The sequence below is a fragment of the Paenibacillus segetis genome, assembly GCF_014639155.1.
Classification (GTDB): domain Bacteria; phylum Bacillota; class Bacilli; order Paenibacillales; family Paenibacillaceae; genus Fontibacillus; species Fontibacillus segetis.
Genome location: NZ_BMFT01000001.1, coordinates 2,915,615 through 2,933,210, shown reverse-complemented (window position 1 = coordinate 2,933,210; position 17,596 = coordinate 2,915,615). Strand labels below are relative to the sequence as shown.

Here is a 17,596-nt window from a genome sequence, read left to right as displayed (position 1 = left end):
AGTGTTGCTCGAAAGTTTGACAGACAATCGCCGGTGGCTTTTGGCCACGGGAGGAAAGTCCGGGCTCCGTAGGGCAGGGTGCTGGATAATGTCCAGTCGGCGCGAGCCGAAGGATAGTGCCACAGAAATGGACCGCCGATGGCTCCCGCAAGGTGAGCACAGGCAAGGATGGAACCGAGGTGTAAGAGACCCCGAGGAACGCTGGTGACTTCGTTCCTGGTAAACCCCACTTGGAGCAAGACCTAATGGGACGCAGTTTCTTCCTAGGAAGAGACAGCCTTTGCCCGAGGCGCGTCTGGGTTGGTCGCTGGAGCCGTATAGTAATGTACGGCCTAGATAGATGATTGTCACTCGATGCGGGAGGGTTGTTCCCGTTCATACCGCGAAGAGTACAGAACCCGGCTTACGGCAGGCTTTCAACGCTGCAACACACTTATGAGGCGATTGCCTCGCTACATAGAACAAATAAAGCCTCCATACCGAAGGGATAGCTGCTTAAGTAGCTTATCTCTGGTATGGAGGCTTTTGTTTTGTTGTACCTAGAAGGGGGATTGAATAAGTTGTTACGTTAATTTTTTAAAACGTGATTAAGCGGAGAGAGCGAAATGATTCTGAAGAAGCGAAGCGTTCGCCTTTGTCCCCGAATTTCAACCTTTTAAACATTCAATGAAGAAATTTGGGGACAACAGCGATCGGAGGAACTTTTCGCTATCGTAGCCTAATCACAGTTAAATAACTAACTTGTTATGTTCAACGCCCTTCTAGAATTTTGTTTATTTTGCGCTGATAAAATTGCGGCCAGAACTGTAGGGGAGAACCTGCACCGCCTGCGGCTTGTAGCGCCGAATAGACATCTATTTGCCCATATCCGAAATATTTGTCTCGCCCCTTCTCTCCGAGATCAATGACATTATTGCGGATGATGTCCATGACTTCCGTGTTTTTTAGGGTCGGGTTGATGGAGCGAATCAACGCGGCAAGTGCTGCTACATGAGGGCTGGCCATGGATGTTCCAGACAATGCGGCATATTGATTATCTGGATAGGTACTAGCGATACTTTCACCTGGAGCCATCACATCAATGTAATCGCCATAATTGGAGAATGAAGCTCTACCGAGATTGGTATCTGTAGCAGATACAGATAGCACTTCTGGGTAAGCCGCTGGATATCCTGGACGTTCCGTATTATCGTTGCCAGTGGCAGCTACAATGACGATATCCCGATCATAAGCATACTTAATCGCTTCATGAAGGAAGTTTGCATCTGCGTAATTTCCTAGGCTTAGGTTAATAACCTGAGCCCCATGGTCAGCAGCCCATATGATCCCTTCGGCAACGGAATAGCTTGTCCCCGATCCGGAGCTATCTAGCGCTTTTACGGGTAGAATTTTACCGCCCCACATCATTCCGGCAATACCCTCATGATTATTAACGTTCGCAGAAATGATACCCGCTACATGGGTACCGTGTCCCACATCATCCATCGGTTTATCATCTGGTGCGACCGCATTATAACCTGGTAGAAGTCGACCTTGAAGGTCAGGGTGATTCAGATCGACTCCGGTATCCACTACAGCAACAATCACATCATTATTGCCTTTGGTCAGGTTCCAGCCACGGTTCGTCTCGATAATCGGTAGATTCCACTGGTATTCCTCGAATAATACATCATTGGGTATCTCCACTGTCCCATCATTAAGAACATCCGTTTCATTGGTCATGTACAAATAATGAGGTTCAATATATTTAGGTTTCCATTTAGCTGTGAAATATTGTTTCATTTGCTCCATGCTTTTGTCCTTAGATTGAAAAATATAGGTGTTGGCTATTCTGCGTGGAGGTTTACAATTAATTTCGGATTCAATTTGCTTCATTTCATGAGCAGATGGATTTTGTTCAAAGACCACTACAATCTCATTCTCATAATAATGACTGGCATTTTCATTGTCATGGCCTGTCTTAACTGTCATATCACGTAGCGTATCAGCGTGTATCGACTCCACCTTGTACTTTCCTTCTTTGGGATATGGGATCAGCCGAAGGTTCTTATTCTGATGATCTTTTACCCGATTGAGAATCGTCGCATCCATTACCGCAATGACTCCATGTTTGTGATTGCTTGTTGGCTCCGCTGCAACAAAATATTTCGGGTCGTCTTCGGGAAAAGAAGGAGATTCATATGACTTAGATTGGGTTAATGCTTTACGGGCAAAGCTTATATAAGTTCCTAGTTGTTTCTGCTCTAGCGCAGTAGTTTTAAATTGTGGTCGACGGAATTGTTGCTCTTTGCCACTGGGAATATCAACCCAAAAGATGGATTGGAAATGCTTATGATCCTTTTGCATGTTACTTATAAATGATTTTTGCTGTTGGGCTGACATGTTTCCTAACTCTATTGCAAGTGAACGTAGATGTCCTTTGGCATCCAGACGTGACAGACGTTCGGTTGCGATTACATCTCGTTTAAGCATGCTTTGTTTTAGTTGTTGCTCTTGAGCCGGACTCGGAACAGGTGATTTACTATTATTACTTTTACTCGTGTAGCTGGCATTCTGTTGAGGAGTGCTACTTGGTGTAGAGGGGAAAAATGAGATGACTGCTACGGCTGCAGCTCCCGTTAATCCTAAAGCGACCCAGTTTCGCCACTTCATGAGTGTATTGCCTCCTTTAATGTTCATTATCGTAGATAAGAATAGCCTTAGGTGAACGTCCATTTTTTATGCGTGAATAGGTTCATTAAGAGTTAGATTATTGGAGGAAAATAATTCCGCATGGAATCATTTTGTGATACGATAATTTCGGTTAACGATTAACGATGTCATAAGATTTGCCAAACGAATGCATCTCTACAGAGAAGGAGAAATGTTACAATGCCAGAAGCCAATATCCAGCAACTGTGTCAGAATGCAAGCAATAAGCTAAAGATCATTGTGCAAAGGATTGAATCTTTTTTGAACCATTACTCGCTGCCCCAGCTAATTGAGGGTCATGATGAGGAAGCGAACACCTTTTATCAAGGATTCTTGGCTGACCTTCGCCATTTGCTTGTATTCTCCGAAGTCAGTTACGAAAAGCTGGGCATCGTGCTAAGACGAGGTACATTTGATACGAATAGCGCTGAAAAGGCGTTGTATCATGTGTATCACGACTGCGTGAACCATTTCTTTTATCCGAAACATGAAAGTTACTCTGAAGATGGTCGTTATGCTTATACTGGTCAGGATTCCATAAGATTCCGTAAGAAACCTGTTCGTCCTGCACGGGATGTTGTACTGGATCTTACATCCATATTCGAAGAGCTGCGCGACGAATTAACATATTATGAAAGTGATTATTTAACGCAAATTCGGATGCAACGTATGAATTCTTAGCATCCTTTTGAATTTTGTGAAGATGTCCCTCTAAGGGGCATTTTTTTTGCATCGATTTAACAACACGCGATTCGCATAGTGATTCCACTGTGAGGGGAAAATGATATGTGAGGTGATCATTATGCCAAATGGGAATAAACCCATTGTCAAATGTAGTGTATCGAATTGCACCTATTGGGGAGAACACAATCTCTGTCAAGCCGATGCAATCATGATCGACATTGATCAACATGCAAACAAGCAATACAATGCAGAATTTGCTGGGGAATCCTTTGATAGCGATCATCAGGACAAGGCGGGTACGTCATCTGCAACATGCTGTCACACATTTAGGCCGAAATCATCGTAAATATCTGTTAATACAAATCACGGAGGTGCTGGCGATGTCTGATCATAAACACAATCATTCGAAAGGCAGTTATAACCCGAAGAATTTTTCTCCGGCAGCAAAAAGTGGAAATAAACAACGTACGGATTATCCGCGTAAATCTCATCAGGAGGAATATTCTGCTGAGGTTGTTCCTAGAGAAGTCCTTAGAGGAAATAATACGCGGGAAGAACGCCATGATCGAAGTGATGATACCGTAGATAGTGATGTTATGGATAGTTCAATGGGAACTACGGTGGGTTACATCGGCATTGGGCTGGGTATCCTGTCACTGTTTATGTGGTCCATTGTTTTAGGTCCGATTGCAGCGATCATGGGGTTTTATGCTTATAGCCAAGATAGAAAAACGACAGGTGCATGGGCGATGGGCTTAGGTGTGCTAGCGACATTAAGTTATTTTATCCTCATCCCATTGATGCGTTAGTTTAAAAAGGTTATTGGGTATTTACTGCTACAGGCCTTCGTCCCTCTGGGACGTTGGTCTTATTTTTGTTGATCATGACGATTTTTGCGAAAAATGGGTAGTTATTGTCGTTGTTCAAGTGTAAAATAAAGTCATCTACCCTTCGGAAAAGAAAAGGAGTATCTGACCTATGCAAATAGATTCACGTACAATGGGGCAACTGATTAAATCACAAATGACGAATAATATCGACTTACAAGGAACCCCAGTTGGTACGCAGACCAGCAATAAGGGAGATTCACTATTTGATATATTGCTGAAAGAGCTGATGATCTCTGAAGGTAAAAATGCCGATGCTTTACAAAATAGAGCAGAGCAGAATGGTCAAACTTCAGCAGGTTTGGACTTATCTGATTTGATCAGTGGAGAGATGTGGCAGACACTTCAGTCCATTGAGGAAAATGGTTTGAGTAACGAGATATCCAGTGTCCTGAATTCATTCTCAATCTCAAATGGAGCTTCAACATCGAGATCTACAGGTGCTGGGAAGGAAATCGATGAACTGATATCTCAGGCTAGTCGGTCATACGGTGTATCGGAAAGCTTAATTAAAGCGGTCATTGAGACGGAATCATCATTTAATGCCTCAACGGTATCTTCTGCAGGTGCGAAGGGCTTGATGCAGCTGATGGATGGTACAGCAAGGGGCCTCGGAGTGAGCGATTCATTTGATCCTGCTCAGAACATTGATGGGGGAACTCGTTATTTATCTTATCAACTTCAACGTTTCAACGGAAATGAGAAGACAGCCCTTGCTGCATACAATGCAGGACCGGGACGAATACAACGACTTGGTATTAGTAATGATCAGCAATTAATGGACAAGTTGGATTTGTTACCCCTAGAGACGCAAAATTATATTCGGAAGATTGAAACTGCCCGTTCCAAATATGAGAGTTAATGTGCTATAGTTGAAGCTGACTTTTTGAACACGCACTCTAAGTGAGATCAAAATGGGAAAACGCTCCGGGAACCCGGATTTTCGCGTTTTTTCTTTTGGTCTTTTTTTGAGGTAATATGAAGGTACAAGTTTGGATTTATATTTGTTTATATTTTGGAGGTGAGACAGAGTGATTTATTTTGATCATGCAGCAACATCTCCTCCTCTTGAGGACGTAACTCGAACGATGGCTGAGGTTATGGCCCAGCATTATGGTAATCCATCTTCGCTGCATCGTTTGGGAGATGAAAGTGGGAAATTGTTAAAAAAAGCACGTGAAGTTTGCGCTGATGCACTGAAGGTGAAGCCTAGCGAAATCGTCTTCACTTCAGGGGCTACGGAGAGTAACAATCTTGCGCTGAAAGGTGCTGCATGGCAGTATATAAACCGAGGAAAGCATATCGTAACAACCACGATCGAACATCCTTCTGTTTTTGAATGTTGCGAACAGCTTCAAGGTCTAGGTTGGGAGGTTACCTATCTACCTGTAAACGCGTCTGGGCAAGTGACTGTGAAACAGGTTTCCGATGCGATCCGTGAAGATACGATTGTGGTATCCGTGATGCATGTAAATAATGAAATAGGTACAGTTCAGCCTATCGCTGAAATTGGTGCAATGCTGAAGAACAATTATCCACGTGTACTGTTCCATGTCGATGGTGTACAAGGATTTGGTAAGATCCCGCTGTCTATATCGGATTGTGGAATTGATCTATATAGCCTGTCAGCTCATAAATGGAGAGGACCTAAGGGCGTAGGACTATTATATGTTCGGGACGGTTTAGTCTTATCCCCTCTTATGGCAGGGGGAGGTCAAGAAGGGGGGCTTCGCCCTGGTACGGAGAATGTTCCGAGTATCGTGGGAATGGCTAAGGCCATCAGACTTGCGAGTGAGAATGTTACAGCGAAGTCCCAAGAAATGTCCAGACTTAAGGAAATTCTGGTCCACGGTATTCAGGATTTACCCCAGCTGGTTTTGAACTCAGGAAGAGATGGTGCCCCACATATTGTTCATTTCTCTTATCCTGGAATGAAGGCTGAGGTTATACTGCATATGCTGGAAGAGGAAGGGTTCATTGTATCCACTCAATCTGCCTGCTCCTCCAAGTACTTAGAGCCAAGCCGCATTCTGCTTGCCATGGGTAAGGATGCAGCTACGGCCTCTTCGGGCATTCGTGTCAGTCTTGGTTCAGAGCATACAGAAGACCACATCAACAAGCTGCTGAATTCGCTGACCAAGATAATTAATAAATTGCAGAAATTGAAAGGGGAACCTTCATAATGCCGGATTATGATTTGCTGCTGCTCCGGTTCGGAGAAATTACGCTCAAAGGCAGAAATAGATCACGATTTGAGAAAGCGGCTTTGTCTCATGTGAAGGCGTTATTACACGCTTTCCCACGGACTGAAGCTTGGAAGGATTATGGCCGAATTTATGTTGTATTAAATGGGGAACCTGCACAGCAGATCATTCAAGTGCTCAAAAATGTATTTGGTGTGATGTCCATTTGTCCGGTGAAAATCGTACCTTCACAATTGGATGACATTATAGCTGCAGCTACCTCTTTCATTCAAGATAGACCTGAAATACGTGAGACAACGTTCAAAGTTAGTGCCCGCCGGGTATGGAAGGGTTTCCCTTACTCTTCTCTTGAGATGAATAAACTCGTTAGCAAGCCGATCTTGGAATCAGTACCTGGACTCACGGTTGACGTACATCATCCTGCTGTCGATCTACGTGTGGAGATTCGTGAAGAGGAAACTTACCTCTATTCAGAAGTTATTCGAGCGGCTGGGGGGTTCCCTCTTGGAACGAACGGTAAAGCGATGTTGCTGCTCTCTGGAGGTATTGATAGTCCGGTGGCAGGCTGGTCAGCCATGCGGCGAGGGTTAGAAATTGAATGTGTTCATTTCCATAGTTATCCTTTTACAAGTAAAAAAGCGGAAGAAAAAGTCATTGATTTAGCTCGGGTTCTATCAGGATATGCGGGGAAGATCAAGATTCATTTGGTTCCTTTTACGGAAATTCAGACTGTATTGGCTCAGAGTGGTCATGACAACTTGATCATCACCTTGATGAGGAGGTCTATGCTGCGCATCGCTACTCGACTAGCCGAGAATAATGGTGCATTAGCGCTGGTAACTGGAGATAGTCTAGGACAAGTAGCAAGCCAAACCTTATCGAGCATGAATGTTATTGGACGAGCAACTAATTTACCGCTCTTACGGCCACTTGTCATGAGTGATAAAGAAGAGATTATTAATACAGCACATCAAATCGGAACCTATGATTTATCAATCCTTCCATACGAAGATTGTTGTACGTTGTTTGTTCCCAAATCACCTGCAACGAATCCGAACTTGAATGTTGTAGAGAGGATCGAATCGTCGTTAACACAACTGGATGGATTGATTGAGGAGGCTGTAAAAGGTACTGAAACACTCCTGATTCAGCCGGGTGAAGCCATCAATAGAGATTCAGAAGAAGAGCCGGTTGTACAGGAAAAATGGTTCTAAATCAAAAGAAAGGAATCCTTCCCTTGGGGAAAGATTCCTTTTTTGATTTACTAAGTTATTAGTGAGTTGCTGCACGAGATTGATGCTTTTTAGTATCTCGAATTTGCCGTTTCTTACGGTACCCCAGTAAGAGTACAGAAGCCATCACAATTGCGATCAATAAGTAGCGTAGTATAGGCTTGTCCTCAAAGAAAGGGAGGAAATGGGGTTCCATTGTAATCATATGAGCGGCAGTATAAGCTAACACTGCAGCGCCGACATAAGAAATCCAAGGGAATAAGGTCAATAGCTTAATAAATAATGTACTTCCCCACACGACGATTGGAACACTGATGAGTAATCCAATGACAACGAGAACCATGTGTTGCTGAGATGCACCTGCGACAGCGATGACATTATCAAGACCCATAGCTGCATCGGCAATAACGATGGTTCGTACTGCAGGCCAGAGTGAGCTTTTGGCGTCTATTGAGTCATGATCTCCTTCATCAGCTAATACCTTGTAGGCGATAAATATTAGCATAGCACCACCGACTGCAAGCAGCCATGGAATATTGAGCAGCCAGACTACGATCAAAGTTGCAATAATCCGAAGGATTACGGCACCGGCTGTTCCGTATAAAATCGCTTTTTTCTGCACCGTTTGAGGCAGTTTCTTAGCTGCCATTCCAATCACGATTGCATTGTCTCCTGCTAAGATGAGATCAATAAAAATAATGTTGATTAAAGAGATAAAAAATGCCGCACTGAATAATTCCACTTGTGTCACTTCCTCTAATAGCTATATACGTATTAAATAACAAAAGGGAGTCATTTGTCCAAGGAGATTTTGTGATGAAGTCATAGCTTGGCTTTTTCTTACATAATAGTGTAAGGGAGGGATGAGTGTGGAACATTTGCTTCTGTTATCAGAGATATTGATCATTAATCTGGTGTTAAGTGGTGATAATGCTGTTGTTATTGCTTTGGCCAGTAACAACTTACCAATCAAACAACGCAAGCAGGCAGTGTGGTGGGGGGCTCTAGGTGCAGTCCTACTGCGTTGCTTGTTAACATGGGCTGCTGTCGTTCTCTTGAAAATTCCATTTATACAAGCTGCTGGAGGAATCCTGCTCGCAGGTATTGCCTTTAAACTACTTCTTCCACATGAGGAAGATACCCGGACTGAGGGAGCTAGTACGATGTGGCGGGCGGTACAAACCATTCTTGTAGCGGATATCATTATGAGTTTAGACAATGTACTAGCGATCGCAGCATTAGCAAATGGTGATCTTGCCGTGTTGGTTATCGGGATTGCTATTAGTATCCCTATAGTTGTTTGGGGAAGCAACCTTATAGCAGATTGGCTGGATCGACTACCATTGCTCAAATATGTAGGAGCTGGAATTTTAGGATACACAGCTGGAAAAATGCTATTGCATGATCCGAAGCTTGGATCATTGATTACCAAGGTAATTCCAATGATTTCAAGTATTGTGCCACTTCTATTGGCAGCGGTGGTTATAATATTTGGTTGGTATAAAAATTATAACGTTAAACGCGGATGATCCAAGTCCGTCTACGAGATAGATTAAATCAAGAAAAAGACGGCGGATGATTCGCGCCGTGTTTTTTTGTGTGGTTCAAAGAAGTCCCTAGCACAGGGAAACATTGGATTTTTTTGCAAGGGGAGAGTGGTTTTTTTACTCAATTTCATATAAACTGAAGGAAAGAAGGGAATGTCGTATTTTGTGGCGGCTTGTCCTCTATTGTCTTCTTGGAAGGTGTGTGATGAAATGTCCGACAACAATAAGCTAACTACGGGGATTGTGATTCTGGCTGCCGGGATCATCATCTTGCTTGGGAAACTAGGGTTTTTCAGTTTTCTAGGTAAAGCGCTTTGGCCATTGCTTCTACTAGTTCCTGGCATTGTGCTCCACCTGTTGTATTATTCAAGGAGAGGGCCCGCTGAACTGTTACTACCTGGTGGAGTACTGATTGTGTACAGTATTTTGTTCTTCGTCAGTAATTTCTGGGGAGTAGGTACCATTAAATATACTTGGCCGCTGTTTATCTTAGGAATCGCCGTTGGTTTGTTTGAGTACGATTCAGCCTCTTCACGTCGTCAACCAGGTATATTTGTTCCCGCACTGGTATTAGGTTTGTTGTCTGTTATACTGCTCGGATGGACGCTGTTCTCTCTAAACATCATTTATATCATAGCTTTCATACTTATTATCGGGGGAATCATCTTGATTACGGCCCGTGGTAAGAGTCGGCGACTTTGGTGATGTCTGGAAAGTTCTTGAATTATTCGAAATTTTGCGTATAATATAAGGGATATGTCAAGCGTCGGCATTTATTCGTCCGACGCTTCTTTTGTGGTGAACTACGCCGCTCCCGGCTTAAGGGAGAAAAAACTAAATACACAGAGACGAAAGGATATGGAGAAAAGACTATGCATGAAAGAAATGAGATTCGGAATATTGCAATAATTGCACACGTAGACCATGGTAAAACAACACTAGTTGATAAATTGTTACAACAATCGGGGATTTTCCGCGAGAACGAGGCAGTGCACGAGCGCGCGATGGATTCCAACGATATTGAGCGGGAACGTGGTATTACCATTTTGGCCAAAAATACAGCAATCACGTATAAAGATTATTTGATCAATATCGTTGATACTCCAGGACACGCCGACTTTGGTGGAGAAGTAGAACGGATTATGAAAATGGTTGATGGCGTACTGCTCGTCGTTGACGCCTATGAAGGTTGTATGCCTCAGACCAAATTCGTACTTCGCAAAGCACTAGAGCAAAAACTTACTCCAATTGTGGTAGTTAATAAAATTGACCGCCCTGCTGCAAGACCGGCTGAAGTCATTGATGAAGTTCTTGATCTATTTATTGAACTTGAAGCAACCGATGAACAGTTGGAATTCCCCGTAGTATATGCATCTGCACTAAACGGAACTTCAAGTTTGGATCCTGAGAAGCAAGATGAAAACATGCTTGCCCTTTACAATACGATTATCGAACATATTCCGGCACCTACAGAAAAAGTTGATGAACCACTACAATTCCTAGTTACATTAATGGATTATAACGAGTATATGGGACGTATTGCTGTCGGTCGTGTAAATCGCGGTATTATTCGTCAAGGTCAGCCTGTAACGGTTATGACACGCGACGGTGGTAAAAAGACAGCTCGTATCGAGAAATTGTTTGGTTTCCAAGGACTACGTCGTGTGGAAATTCCTGAGGCTGGCGCTGGTGACATCGTAGCTATTGCTGGTATTAAAGATATTAATATTGGTGAAACAATTGCAGATCCAAATCAACCCGAAGCACTTCCTGTACTAAAAATTGACGAGCCTACTTTGCAAATGACATTCCTTGTTAATAACAGTCCGTTTGCTGGACGCGAAGGTAAATGGGTTACTTCCCGTAAATTGCGTGAGCGTCTGTATAAAGAGCTTGAAACGGATGTATCACTGCGCGTTGATGATACAGATAGTCCGGATGCCTTTATCGTATCTGGTCGTGGAGAACTTCACCTAGGCATTCTGATTGAGAACATGCGTCGTGAAGGCTACGAATTGCAAGTTTCGAAACCTGAAGTTATCATCAAGGAAATTGATGGAGTTAAAATGGAACCGATTGAACGTTTGATGATTGACGTACCAGAGGAAAGCATGGGCGCTGTAATGGAAAGCCTAGGCTCGCGTAAAGCTGAGATGGTGAATATGATCAACAACGGAACTGGGAATGTTCGACTTGAATTCCTCATTCCAGCTCGTGGCTTGATTGGATACGCTACTAACTTCCTGACTTTGACACGTGGATATGGTGTGTTGAATCATGCTTATGATAGCTATGGACCAGTCGCGAGTGGTCAAGTTGGTGGACGTCACGAAGGTGTATTGATATCTAGTGAGAATGGTGTTTCCACTTTGTATGGTATCTTGTCTATTGAAGATCGTGGTATTCTTTTCTTGGAACCAGGGGAAGAAATCTATGAGGGTATGGTTGTTGGTGAGCATACTCGTGATAACGATATTATCGTTAACATCTGTAAAGAGAAACAAGTCAATAACATTCGTTCAGCCAATAAAGAGGATACTGTCAAAATGAAAACACCGCGACTTCATTCTCTTGAACAAGCTCTTGAATACATTAACGATGACGAGTATTGTGAAATTACACCGAAATCAGTACGTATTCGTAAGAAGATTCTTAATAAGAGCGAACGTGAACGTGCTGAGAAACAACGTAAAAATGCTGAGGCAAGTATCTAATAAATAAACTGTTATATCCATGAAGGAGGGAACGATAATGCAACATTGGTTTGCTAACCATCCAGTAATTTCTTATGTAATAATTCTGGTGCTAGTGTTCTTTGTATACAACAAAGTGTTTCGCGTTGGTCAAAAGCTCCCGCTTTTGAAAGAAGTGATTCTCTATGTGTTGATGGCGATCGGCTCCTTCCTTCTGCTTATTTTTCAAATTGATAAATTGCCGATTATTCAGTGTCTTCTGGTTGCCGTCATTCTTATGCTTATGGTTCGCATACGTTATTTTGTGGAAGGCCGTCGGAACAAGGGTCAAAATTCTGCTCCAATCGCCAAAGATAAAATGCAATAATTCAAATTATTAATGTGACTATATTACATGAAAATAGGTGTTTGAATTCATGAGTTCTAACCGCAACGGCTTGCCTCCCCGTGAGAAAAGTCAAAGACGAGTCTCAAAGGGTTCAAAAAAGAAGAAGAAACAGACGAGTGGTCCGAAAAAGTTTTTTAAAATACTACTTACTTTAATTATTTTGCTTGTAATTGGTGTGGGTATTTATTTAGGCTCTATGGTTCTTACGCTAGATAAAGTTATTGATGATACCGGTACTTCCGGCGACGTCGCTCCTGAGAACTCGGCTAAGGTAAAACCACTTACGATGTTATTATTAGGTACGGATTACCGTCCAGAGACGGGAACCCATCTTACCGACGTTATGATGGTTATTGCGATGAATCCTGAGACGAAATCTGCCACCATGGTTTCACTACCAAGGGATACCAAATTACAGTTGGATGGTTATAAGACCAATAAAATAAATGCATTTTATCCTAATTTCCTAGCGAAGGAGAAGAAATCGGGTATCTCCGCTGAGCAGGAAATGAAGACGATGATGAGTAAGTATTTTGATCTAACTATTGATTATGCGGTTGTATTAAACTTTCAAGGGTTCCGTGATGTTGTAGATGCACTAGGCGGCGTTAACGTTAATGTAGATGCCGACATGTGTTATCGCGATCGAGCGGATGGCACAGATATCAATTTGAAGAAGGGTGAACAGCATCTCGATGGTGGTAAGGCCCTTGATTATGTTCGTTACCGTAAATCGAATTGTAAGCCTAAGACCAAAGCCTCTGATGATTTTGATCGTAACCGGCGGCAGAATGAAGTGCTGCATGCTCTGATCGATCAGGCTAAGTCGTTGAATGGTGTTCTAGGTGCTGGAGATGTGATCAAGTCTGTCGGCAACAATATGGAGACCGATCTAGAGTCGAAGCAAATGAAAAATTTGATCACGACCTATTGGAACATCTCCAAGGACAACGTTGATTTTATGCCGGTGACCGGTGAGTGGAAGAGTCCTTATGTGTACCTAAGCGATGCTGAATTTGCAAAGGCTAAGCAGGCTCTTAAAGATGAACTTGCGGGCACTAAATCACCTGCCCAGACAGAGAGTTCTTCAGACGAGGGTAAATGAGGATTGTATGTAAGTTTTGCGACATGCTATAATACGATTAAGAAGTGTAATTGTACTTCACAGGAGGGCTGATACCGTGTCCGAAGTCGTTACTCAATTATCGGAATCATTATTTTCCACTTTTCAGTCCGAGACGTTTGTATTATTGAATACAGTAGATCAGGAGTCCGGGGGGCCAACTTCCAGTGCTATCTCCTGGATCTATGCGGCGGATTATTCCACGCTTCGTCTTGCGTTAGATCATCGTTCCAGATTGGTCGGTAATATTAAAGCCAATCCTCGTGTCACGGTAACGGTGTTTGGCGAGAACACGATTTATGCCATTAATGGTAAAGCTGATATCGTGCAAGATCCACTTCAGGATGTACCCTTCCCAATGTGCTGCTTTGAGGTTCATATTGATGCGGTACGTAATGCTCTTTTCTATGGGGCACAACTTGCATCACAGCCACAATATGCTAAAGTATACGACCAGCGTGCTGCGGACATGCTGGATGCTCAAGTATTCTCCGCAATGAAAAAAGCCTAGCGAGTATTCGCTAGGCTTTTTCTGTATTTTACGACATCATTTTTATGGTTGTTGTCCAGGAGCCATTTTCATTTTTTTAGTCTTTTGGCCTTTATATTTTGGTGTTGTCGATTTTTGCTCAACTGTCCCTTTGTTCGTTGGTTGATTCGTTGTTCCTTTAATACCGGTATCTGATGGTAATTGCGGAACGATACGACCAATAATATCCGCTAGCTCCGTAGTGAAGGCAGAGATTGGATGGCCTTCTTTGATCTTCTGACCGATTTCTGAGATGCGATGCGAGAGATCAAGATCAGCCGTTACGATTGCCCCAGCACCTTGAGGATCTTTACGGAGCGCTTCGGCAACTGTATATTTGATGCTACCGACACGTGCTCGTTCTAAATTTCCTTCTACGTCAATGGCAACAACTGCAGTGTTGCCCATAACTACACAGTGAGCACCTTTAACACCGGGCACATGTTTGACTAATTCCTCTAAATGAGCCTGTTTGCTGATTTGTTCATTTTTGCTAAGGCCTGTTATGTTGCCAGTATTGCTCTGTTGTCTCGTGCTTTGAGCCCGGGGAGCATTCTCCATATGATTCTGAGGAGAGGGTGATGCCTTTTTTGTATTAGTACTGCAGCCAGTAAGCATAACAGCCGTCAATAACAAACACAGCCATATTCGCATGTTGGATCCGTCCTTTCGGAGATGATCTGATCTAGGGTAATATTTTCTGTTATTTAGATTTCCCAAGGCGGACAATATTATGTATTTGGAATAATAGGCTGCAATGACCACAGTGGAGGGGATATCGATGAAGAAAATATTTGTATTGGATACGAATGTATTATTGCATGATCCCAATGCGATTTTTGCTTTTGAAGAACATGAAGTGGTCATACCGGCTGTGGTGCTGGAAGAAATAGACTCTAAGAAACGGAATCCCGATGAAATCGGACGGAATGCACGGGGCGTGTCGCGGTTATTGGATGCACTTCGTGAGGAGGGGCATTTACATGACGGTGTCCCATTGAATAACGGTGGAACTCTTAAGGTTGAATTAAATCATCGGAGCTTTGTTAAAGTCCAGGAAATGTTCGGAGAGATTACGAATGATAACCGGATTTTGGCGGTAGCGTTAAACTATCATCTAGAAGAGAACGAGCGCGACGATACGCGTCCAGTAGTGCTCGTCAGCAAAGATGTACTCTTAAGAATCAAAGCAGATGTACTAGGAATCACTGCCCAAGATTATATGACCGACCGGACAGCAGGTCCTAGTGAATTATATGCAGGTCACTCCACACTCAAGGTACATCCTTCAATCATCGATGAATTCTACTCCTATCGCTCGTTACCTGTGAAACCATTGGGGCTATCATACTCCTTATATCCACATGAATTTATTATCCTGAAAGATGAGATGGGTAGTGGTAAATCAGCTTTGCTCAAAGTTAATGACGATGGTTTAAAACTGGAACCGCTATATTTGAGCAACGAATCGGTATGGGGAATAAGTGCTCGTAATGCACAGCAACGTATGGCATTGGAGCTACTTCTGAATGATGATATACCACTGGTAACTATTACAGGGAAGGCAGGAACCGGTAAGACTCTACTGGCATTGGCAGCCGGTTTGTTAAAGGTAGAAGATGAACACAAATATAAGAAATTGTTGATCGCTCGCCCCGTAGTCCCAATGGGGAAAGATATTGGGTATTTACCGGGTGAGAAGGAAGAGAAGCTTCGGCCGTGGATGCAGCCAATCTATGATAATTTAGAGTATTTATTCGATACGAAAAAATCAGGCGATATTGATAAAATATTGATGGGCCTAGGTAGTATTCAAGTTGAGGCTCTGACATATATCCGTGGTCGTTCTATTCCGGGTCAGTTCATCATCGTGGATGAAGCCCAAAATTTATCGCGTCATGAGGTGAAGACGATTGTCTCTCGGGTCGGAGAAGGAAGTAAGATTATTGTTATGGGCGATCCAGAACAGATCGATCATCCATATCTCGATTCGGCGAGCAATGGGCTTACCTATTTGGTAGAGCGTTTCAAGGAGCAAGGGATCAGTGGTCATATCACGCTGGAGAAGGGCGAACGTTCCAAGCTTGCTCAATTGGCTGCTGACCTATTATAAGTATAATAATTTACGATTAATTCATAAAAAACGCCGATATATTGAATCGGCGTTTTTTATCTGGCTTATAAATTAAAGAATAGCAGGACAAGTATCTAGTTGATTTGTTATGATTAGTGATAATGATAGCGCTTAGCTAAGGTCTTATAATTGCGGAGAGGAAGAATGGATGTGAAGCGTAGAAACCACTGGTTGCTGTTTGCCATCCTTCTGTTGGCGTTGATTAGCCTGTCGCCGAGTAAACACTCGGCCAGTATCAATCCTGAAGAAAATAAAAATCCTGAACTGGTCCGCCCTCCGAGTCAGGAGAAGGTTCAAGAAGAAGGATATATTAAAGTTGTAGTTCAAATGGGTGAGGCTGCGTTTCTCCGGCTACAGCAAATGAATCAATCCTTTATGAATGTACATCCTCTTAAAGTCGATCTAGTAAATGAACCCCGTGAAGCCACCTATTCATCTGTCAGGCTTCAGCTTGAGCTAGGGGAGTCGCCAGATATTTTCTTGTTAGACAATGTTTTGGTTCGTCGGTTCGCTGCTGAAGGTTATTTATTACCGACAGAAAGCTATTATTTTGGATCCTTGACTGGTGAAGTACTTAGTGGTTCATTGGCGCAAAATGAATGGAATAGTTACGTTTGGGGGGTTCCACTCGATGTAGATCCCTATGTATTAATATATAATCCGGATACGCTTAAAAAACTGGGTGTAGAGAAGCTTCCGAAATCGACAGAGGAATGGGCATTATTAATCTCAAATTTCAAGAATCAAACGGTTGTCCCTCATCTCTTGGGATTAGATTATGATGATCCATACGCTACTCTGTCTTTGCTTTGGCAATTAGGAGGAGAGAAGCAAGAGGATAATGCGCGGTCTCCTTTTAAACTTACTGAGGAAATGAAGGCTGCCATTGATCAAGTTGATGCATCAAGAACTTATCTGTTGAATAAGAAAGACCCTACGGAAACTAGTGGAGACATCTGGAGGATGCTATATAACGGAGAGGTGGCTGTTGTGCTAACCCGTGCATCGGAAGCCACCCAACATGAACATCCGAGAATGGAAATATCCTTCTCAGAGCAGATGGATACTGGAAGAACGATGTGGATTAGCGGACGAAGCTTTGTAGTTTCAGCCCAGACTGATAATGCAGAGGCCGCAGGGGTATGGATTTCGGAAATGACTAATCAAGCGGGGCAGCGGAATTGGTATGAGACAACTAGGCATCTTCCAGTGCTTAAATCTCTTTACTATGACTCTTCCAAGAATAATCTACCGGAATGGATTCCGGCCACATTGGTGAATAGGCAGGGAGGAACCCTGCCTGTGGGAGCTACACTTCCTGTTCAGATGAATGAATTCGCAGGAATTACTGAACAATTTTTAAGAGGTACAATAAATTCAAAGCTATATAAAGATCGATTATCTCAAATTGAAAAAGATACACCTGAAGAGACACATGAAGATACACTTGAAGAGACACTAGAAGACATTCCGAATAAATGAGC

17 protein-coding genes and 1 other RNA gene are annotated in these 17,596 nt (G+C 43.0%); 15 read left to right on the top strand and 3 right to left on the bottom strand.

From position 1 onward, the window contains the following. The first annotated feature begins 11 nt into the window (after positions 1-11). Positions 12-421: RNase P RNA component class A (rnpB, locus tag IEW05_RS13755), an RNA gene on the top strand. Between the two features lie 329 nt (positions 422-750). On the opposite strand, the gene IEW05_RS13750 is transcribed toward rnpB, so the two are convergent. Continuing rightward, positions 751-2,652, bottom strand: coding sequence for a S8 family peptidase (locus IEW05_RS13750; RefSeq protein WP_188539626.1), 1,902 nt, complete (start codon positions 2,650-2,652; stop codon positions 751-753). A 219-nt stretch (positions 2,653-2,871) separates the two neighbouring features. On the opposite strand from IEW05_RS13750, the gene IEW05_RS13745 reads away from it, so the two are divergent. From IEW05_RS13745 to thiI, 6 genes are all read left to right on the top strand, one after another. Next, a complete protein-coding gene (locus IEW05_RS13745) occupies positions 2,872-3,372 on the top strand; it encodes a YpuI family protein (protein ID WP_188539624.1) in 501 nt (166 codons plus the stop codon). 121 nt (positions 3,373-3,493) lie between these two features. Then, entirely contained in the window at positions 3,494-3,721 is a 228-nt protein-coding gene (locus IEW05_RS13740) for a DUF1540 domain-containing protein (RefSeq protein ID WP_188539623.1), read from the top strand. A gap of 34 nt (positions 3,722-3,755) precedes the next feature. Further along, complete coding sequence (locus IEW05_RS13735; RefSeq protein ID WP_229753367.1) at positions 3,756-4,184, top strand: DUF5353 domain-containing protein; 429 nt, start codon at positions 3,756-3,758, stop codon at positions 4,182-4,184. 169 nt (positions 4,185-4,353) lie between these two features. Next, positions 4,354-5,124, top strand: coding sequence for a lytic transglycosylase domain-containing protein (locus tag IEW05_RS13730; protein ID WP_188539620.1), 771 nt, complete (start codon positions 4,354-4,356; stop codon positions 5,122-5,124). A 169-nt stretch (positions 5,125-5,293) separates the two neighbouring features. Further along, positions 5,294-6,445, top strand: a complete 1,152-nt coding sequence (locus IEW05_RS13725; RefSeq protein WP_188539618.1) for a cysteine desulfurase family protein — start codon at positions 5,294-5,296, stop codon at positions 6,443-6,445. Continuing rightward, entirely contained in the window at positions 6,445-7,680 is a 1,236-nt protein-coding gene (gene thiI / locus IEW05_RS13720) for a tRNA uracil 4-sulfurtransferase ThiI (RefSeq protein ID WP_188539616.1), read from the top strand. Before IEW05_RS13725 ends, thiI begins: the two co-directional genes overlap by 1 nt. Positions 7,681-7,738: 58 nt before the next feature. Here thiI and IEW05_RS13715 read toward each other — a convergent pair whose 3' ends face one another. Continuing rightward, entirely contained in the window at positions 7,739-8,440 is a 702-nt protein-coding gene (locus IEW05_RS13715; protein ID WP_188539614.1) for a TerC family protein, read from the bottom strand. A 127-nt stretch (positions 8,441-8,567) separates the two neighbouring features. Here IEW05_RS13715 and IEW05_RS13710 point away from each other — a divergent pair, with 127 nt between their 5' ends. From IEW05_RS13710 to IEW05_RS13685, 6 genes are all read left to right on the top strand, one after another. Then, positions 8,568-9,227 carry a TerC family protein gene (locus tag IEW05_RS13710; protein ID WP_188539612.1) on the top strand — a complete coding sequence of 220 codons (660 nt, stop codon included), beginning with the start codon at positions 8,568-8,570 and terminating at the stop codon, positions 9,225-9,227. 171 nt (positions 9,228-9,398) lie between these two features. After that, positions 9,399-9,950 carry a hypothetical protein gene (locus tag IEW05_RS13705; RefSeq protein WP_373285800.1) on the top strand — a complete coding sequence of 184 codons (552 nt, stop codon included), beginning with the start codon at positions 9,399-9,401 and terminating at the stop codon, positions 9,948-9,950. Between the two features lie 167 nt (positions 9,951-10,117). Then, the gene (gene typA, locus IEW05_RS13700; protein ID WP_188539610.1) at positions 10,118-11,959 is read left to right on the top strand and encodes a translational GTPase TypA; all 1,842 of its coding nucleotides are present in this window, start codon (positions 10,118-10,120) and stop codon (positions 11,957-11,959) included. Between the two features lie 37 nt (positions 11,960-11,996). Then, the gene (locus tag IEW05_RS13695; protein ID WP_188539608.1) at positions 11,997-12,305 is read left to right on the top strand and encodes a YlaH-like family protein; all 309 of its coding nucleotides are present in this window, start codon (positions 11,997-11,999) and stop codon (positions 12,303-12,305) included. Between the two features lie 49 nt (positions 12,306-12,354). Further along, positions 12,355-13,431 carry an LCP family protein gene (locus IEW05_RS13690; protein WP_188539606.1) on the top strand — a complete coding sequence of 359 codons (1,077 nt, stop codon included), beginning with the start codon at positions 12,355-12,357 and terminating at the stop codon, positions 13,429-13,431. Between the two features lie 76 nt (positions 13,432-13,507). After that, the gene (locus IEW05_RS13685) at positions 13,508-13,960 is read left to right on the top strand and encodes a pyridoxamine 5'-phosphate oxidase family protein (RefSeq protein ID WP_188539604.1); all 453 of its coding nucleotides are present in this window, start codon (positions 13,508-13,510) and stop codon (positions 13,958-13,960) included. Between the two features lie 42 nt (positions 13,961-14,002). On the opposite strand, the gene IEW05_RS13680 is transcribed toward IEW05_RS13685, so the two are convergent. Beyond that, positions 14,003-14,632 carry a YhcN/YlaJ family sporulation lipoprotein gene (locus IEW05_RS13680; protein WP_188539602.1) on the bottom strand — a complete coding sequence of 210 codons (630 nt, stop codon included), beginning with the start codon at positions 14,630-14,632 and terminating at the stop codon, positions 14,003-14,005. Between the two features lie 127 nt (positions 14,633-14,759). Here IEW05_RS13680 and IEW05_RS13675 point away from each other — a divergent pair, with 127 nt between their 5' ends. Both IEW05_RS13675 and IEW05_RS13670 read left to right on the top strand, forming a co-directional pair. Beyond that, a complete protein-coding gene (locus tag IEW05_RS13675) occupies positions 14,760-16,091 on the top strand; it encodes a PhoH family protein (RefSeq protein ID WP_188539599.1) in 1,332 nt (443 codons plus the stop codon). A 171-nt stretch (positions 16,092-16,262) separates the two neighbouring features. Further along, entirely contained in the window at positions 16,263-17,594 is a 1,332-nt protein-coding gene (locus tag IEW05_RS13670; protein ID WP_188539597.1) for an ABC transporter substrate-binding protein, read from the top strand. The last annotated feature ends 2 nt before the right edge of the window (positions 17,595-17,596 follow it).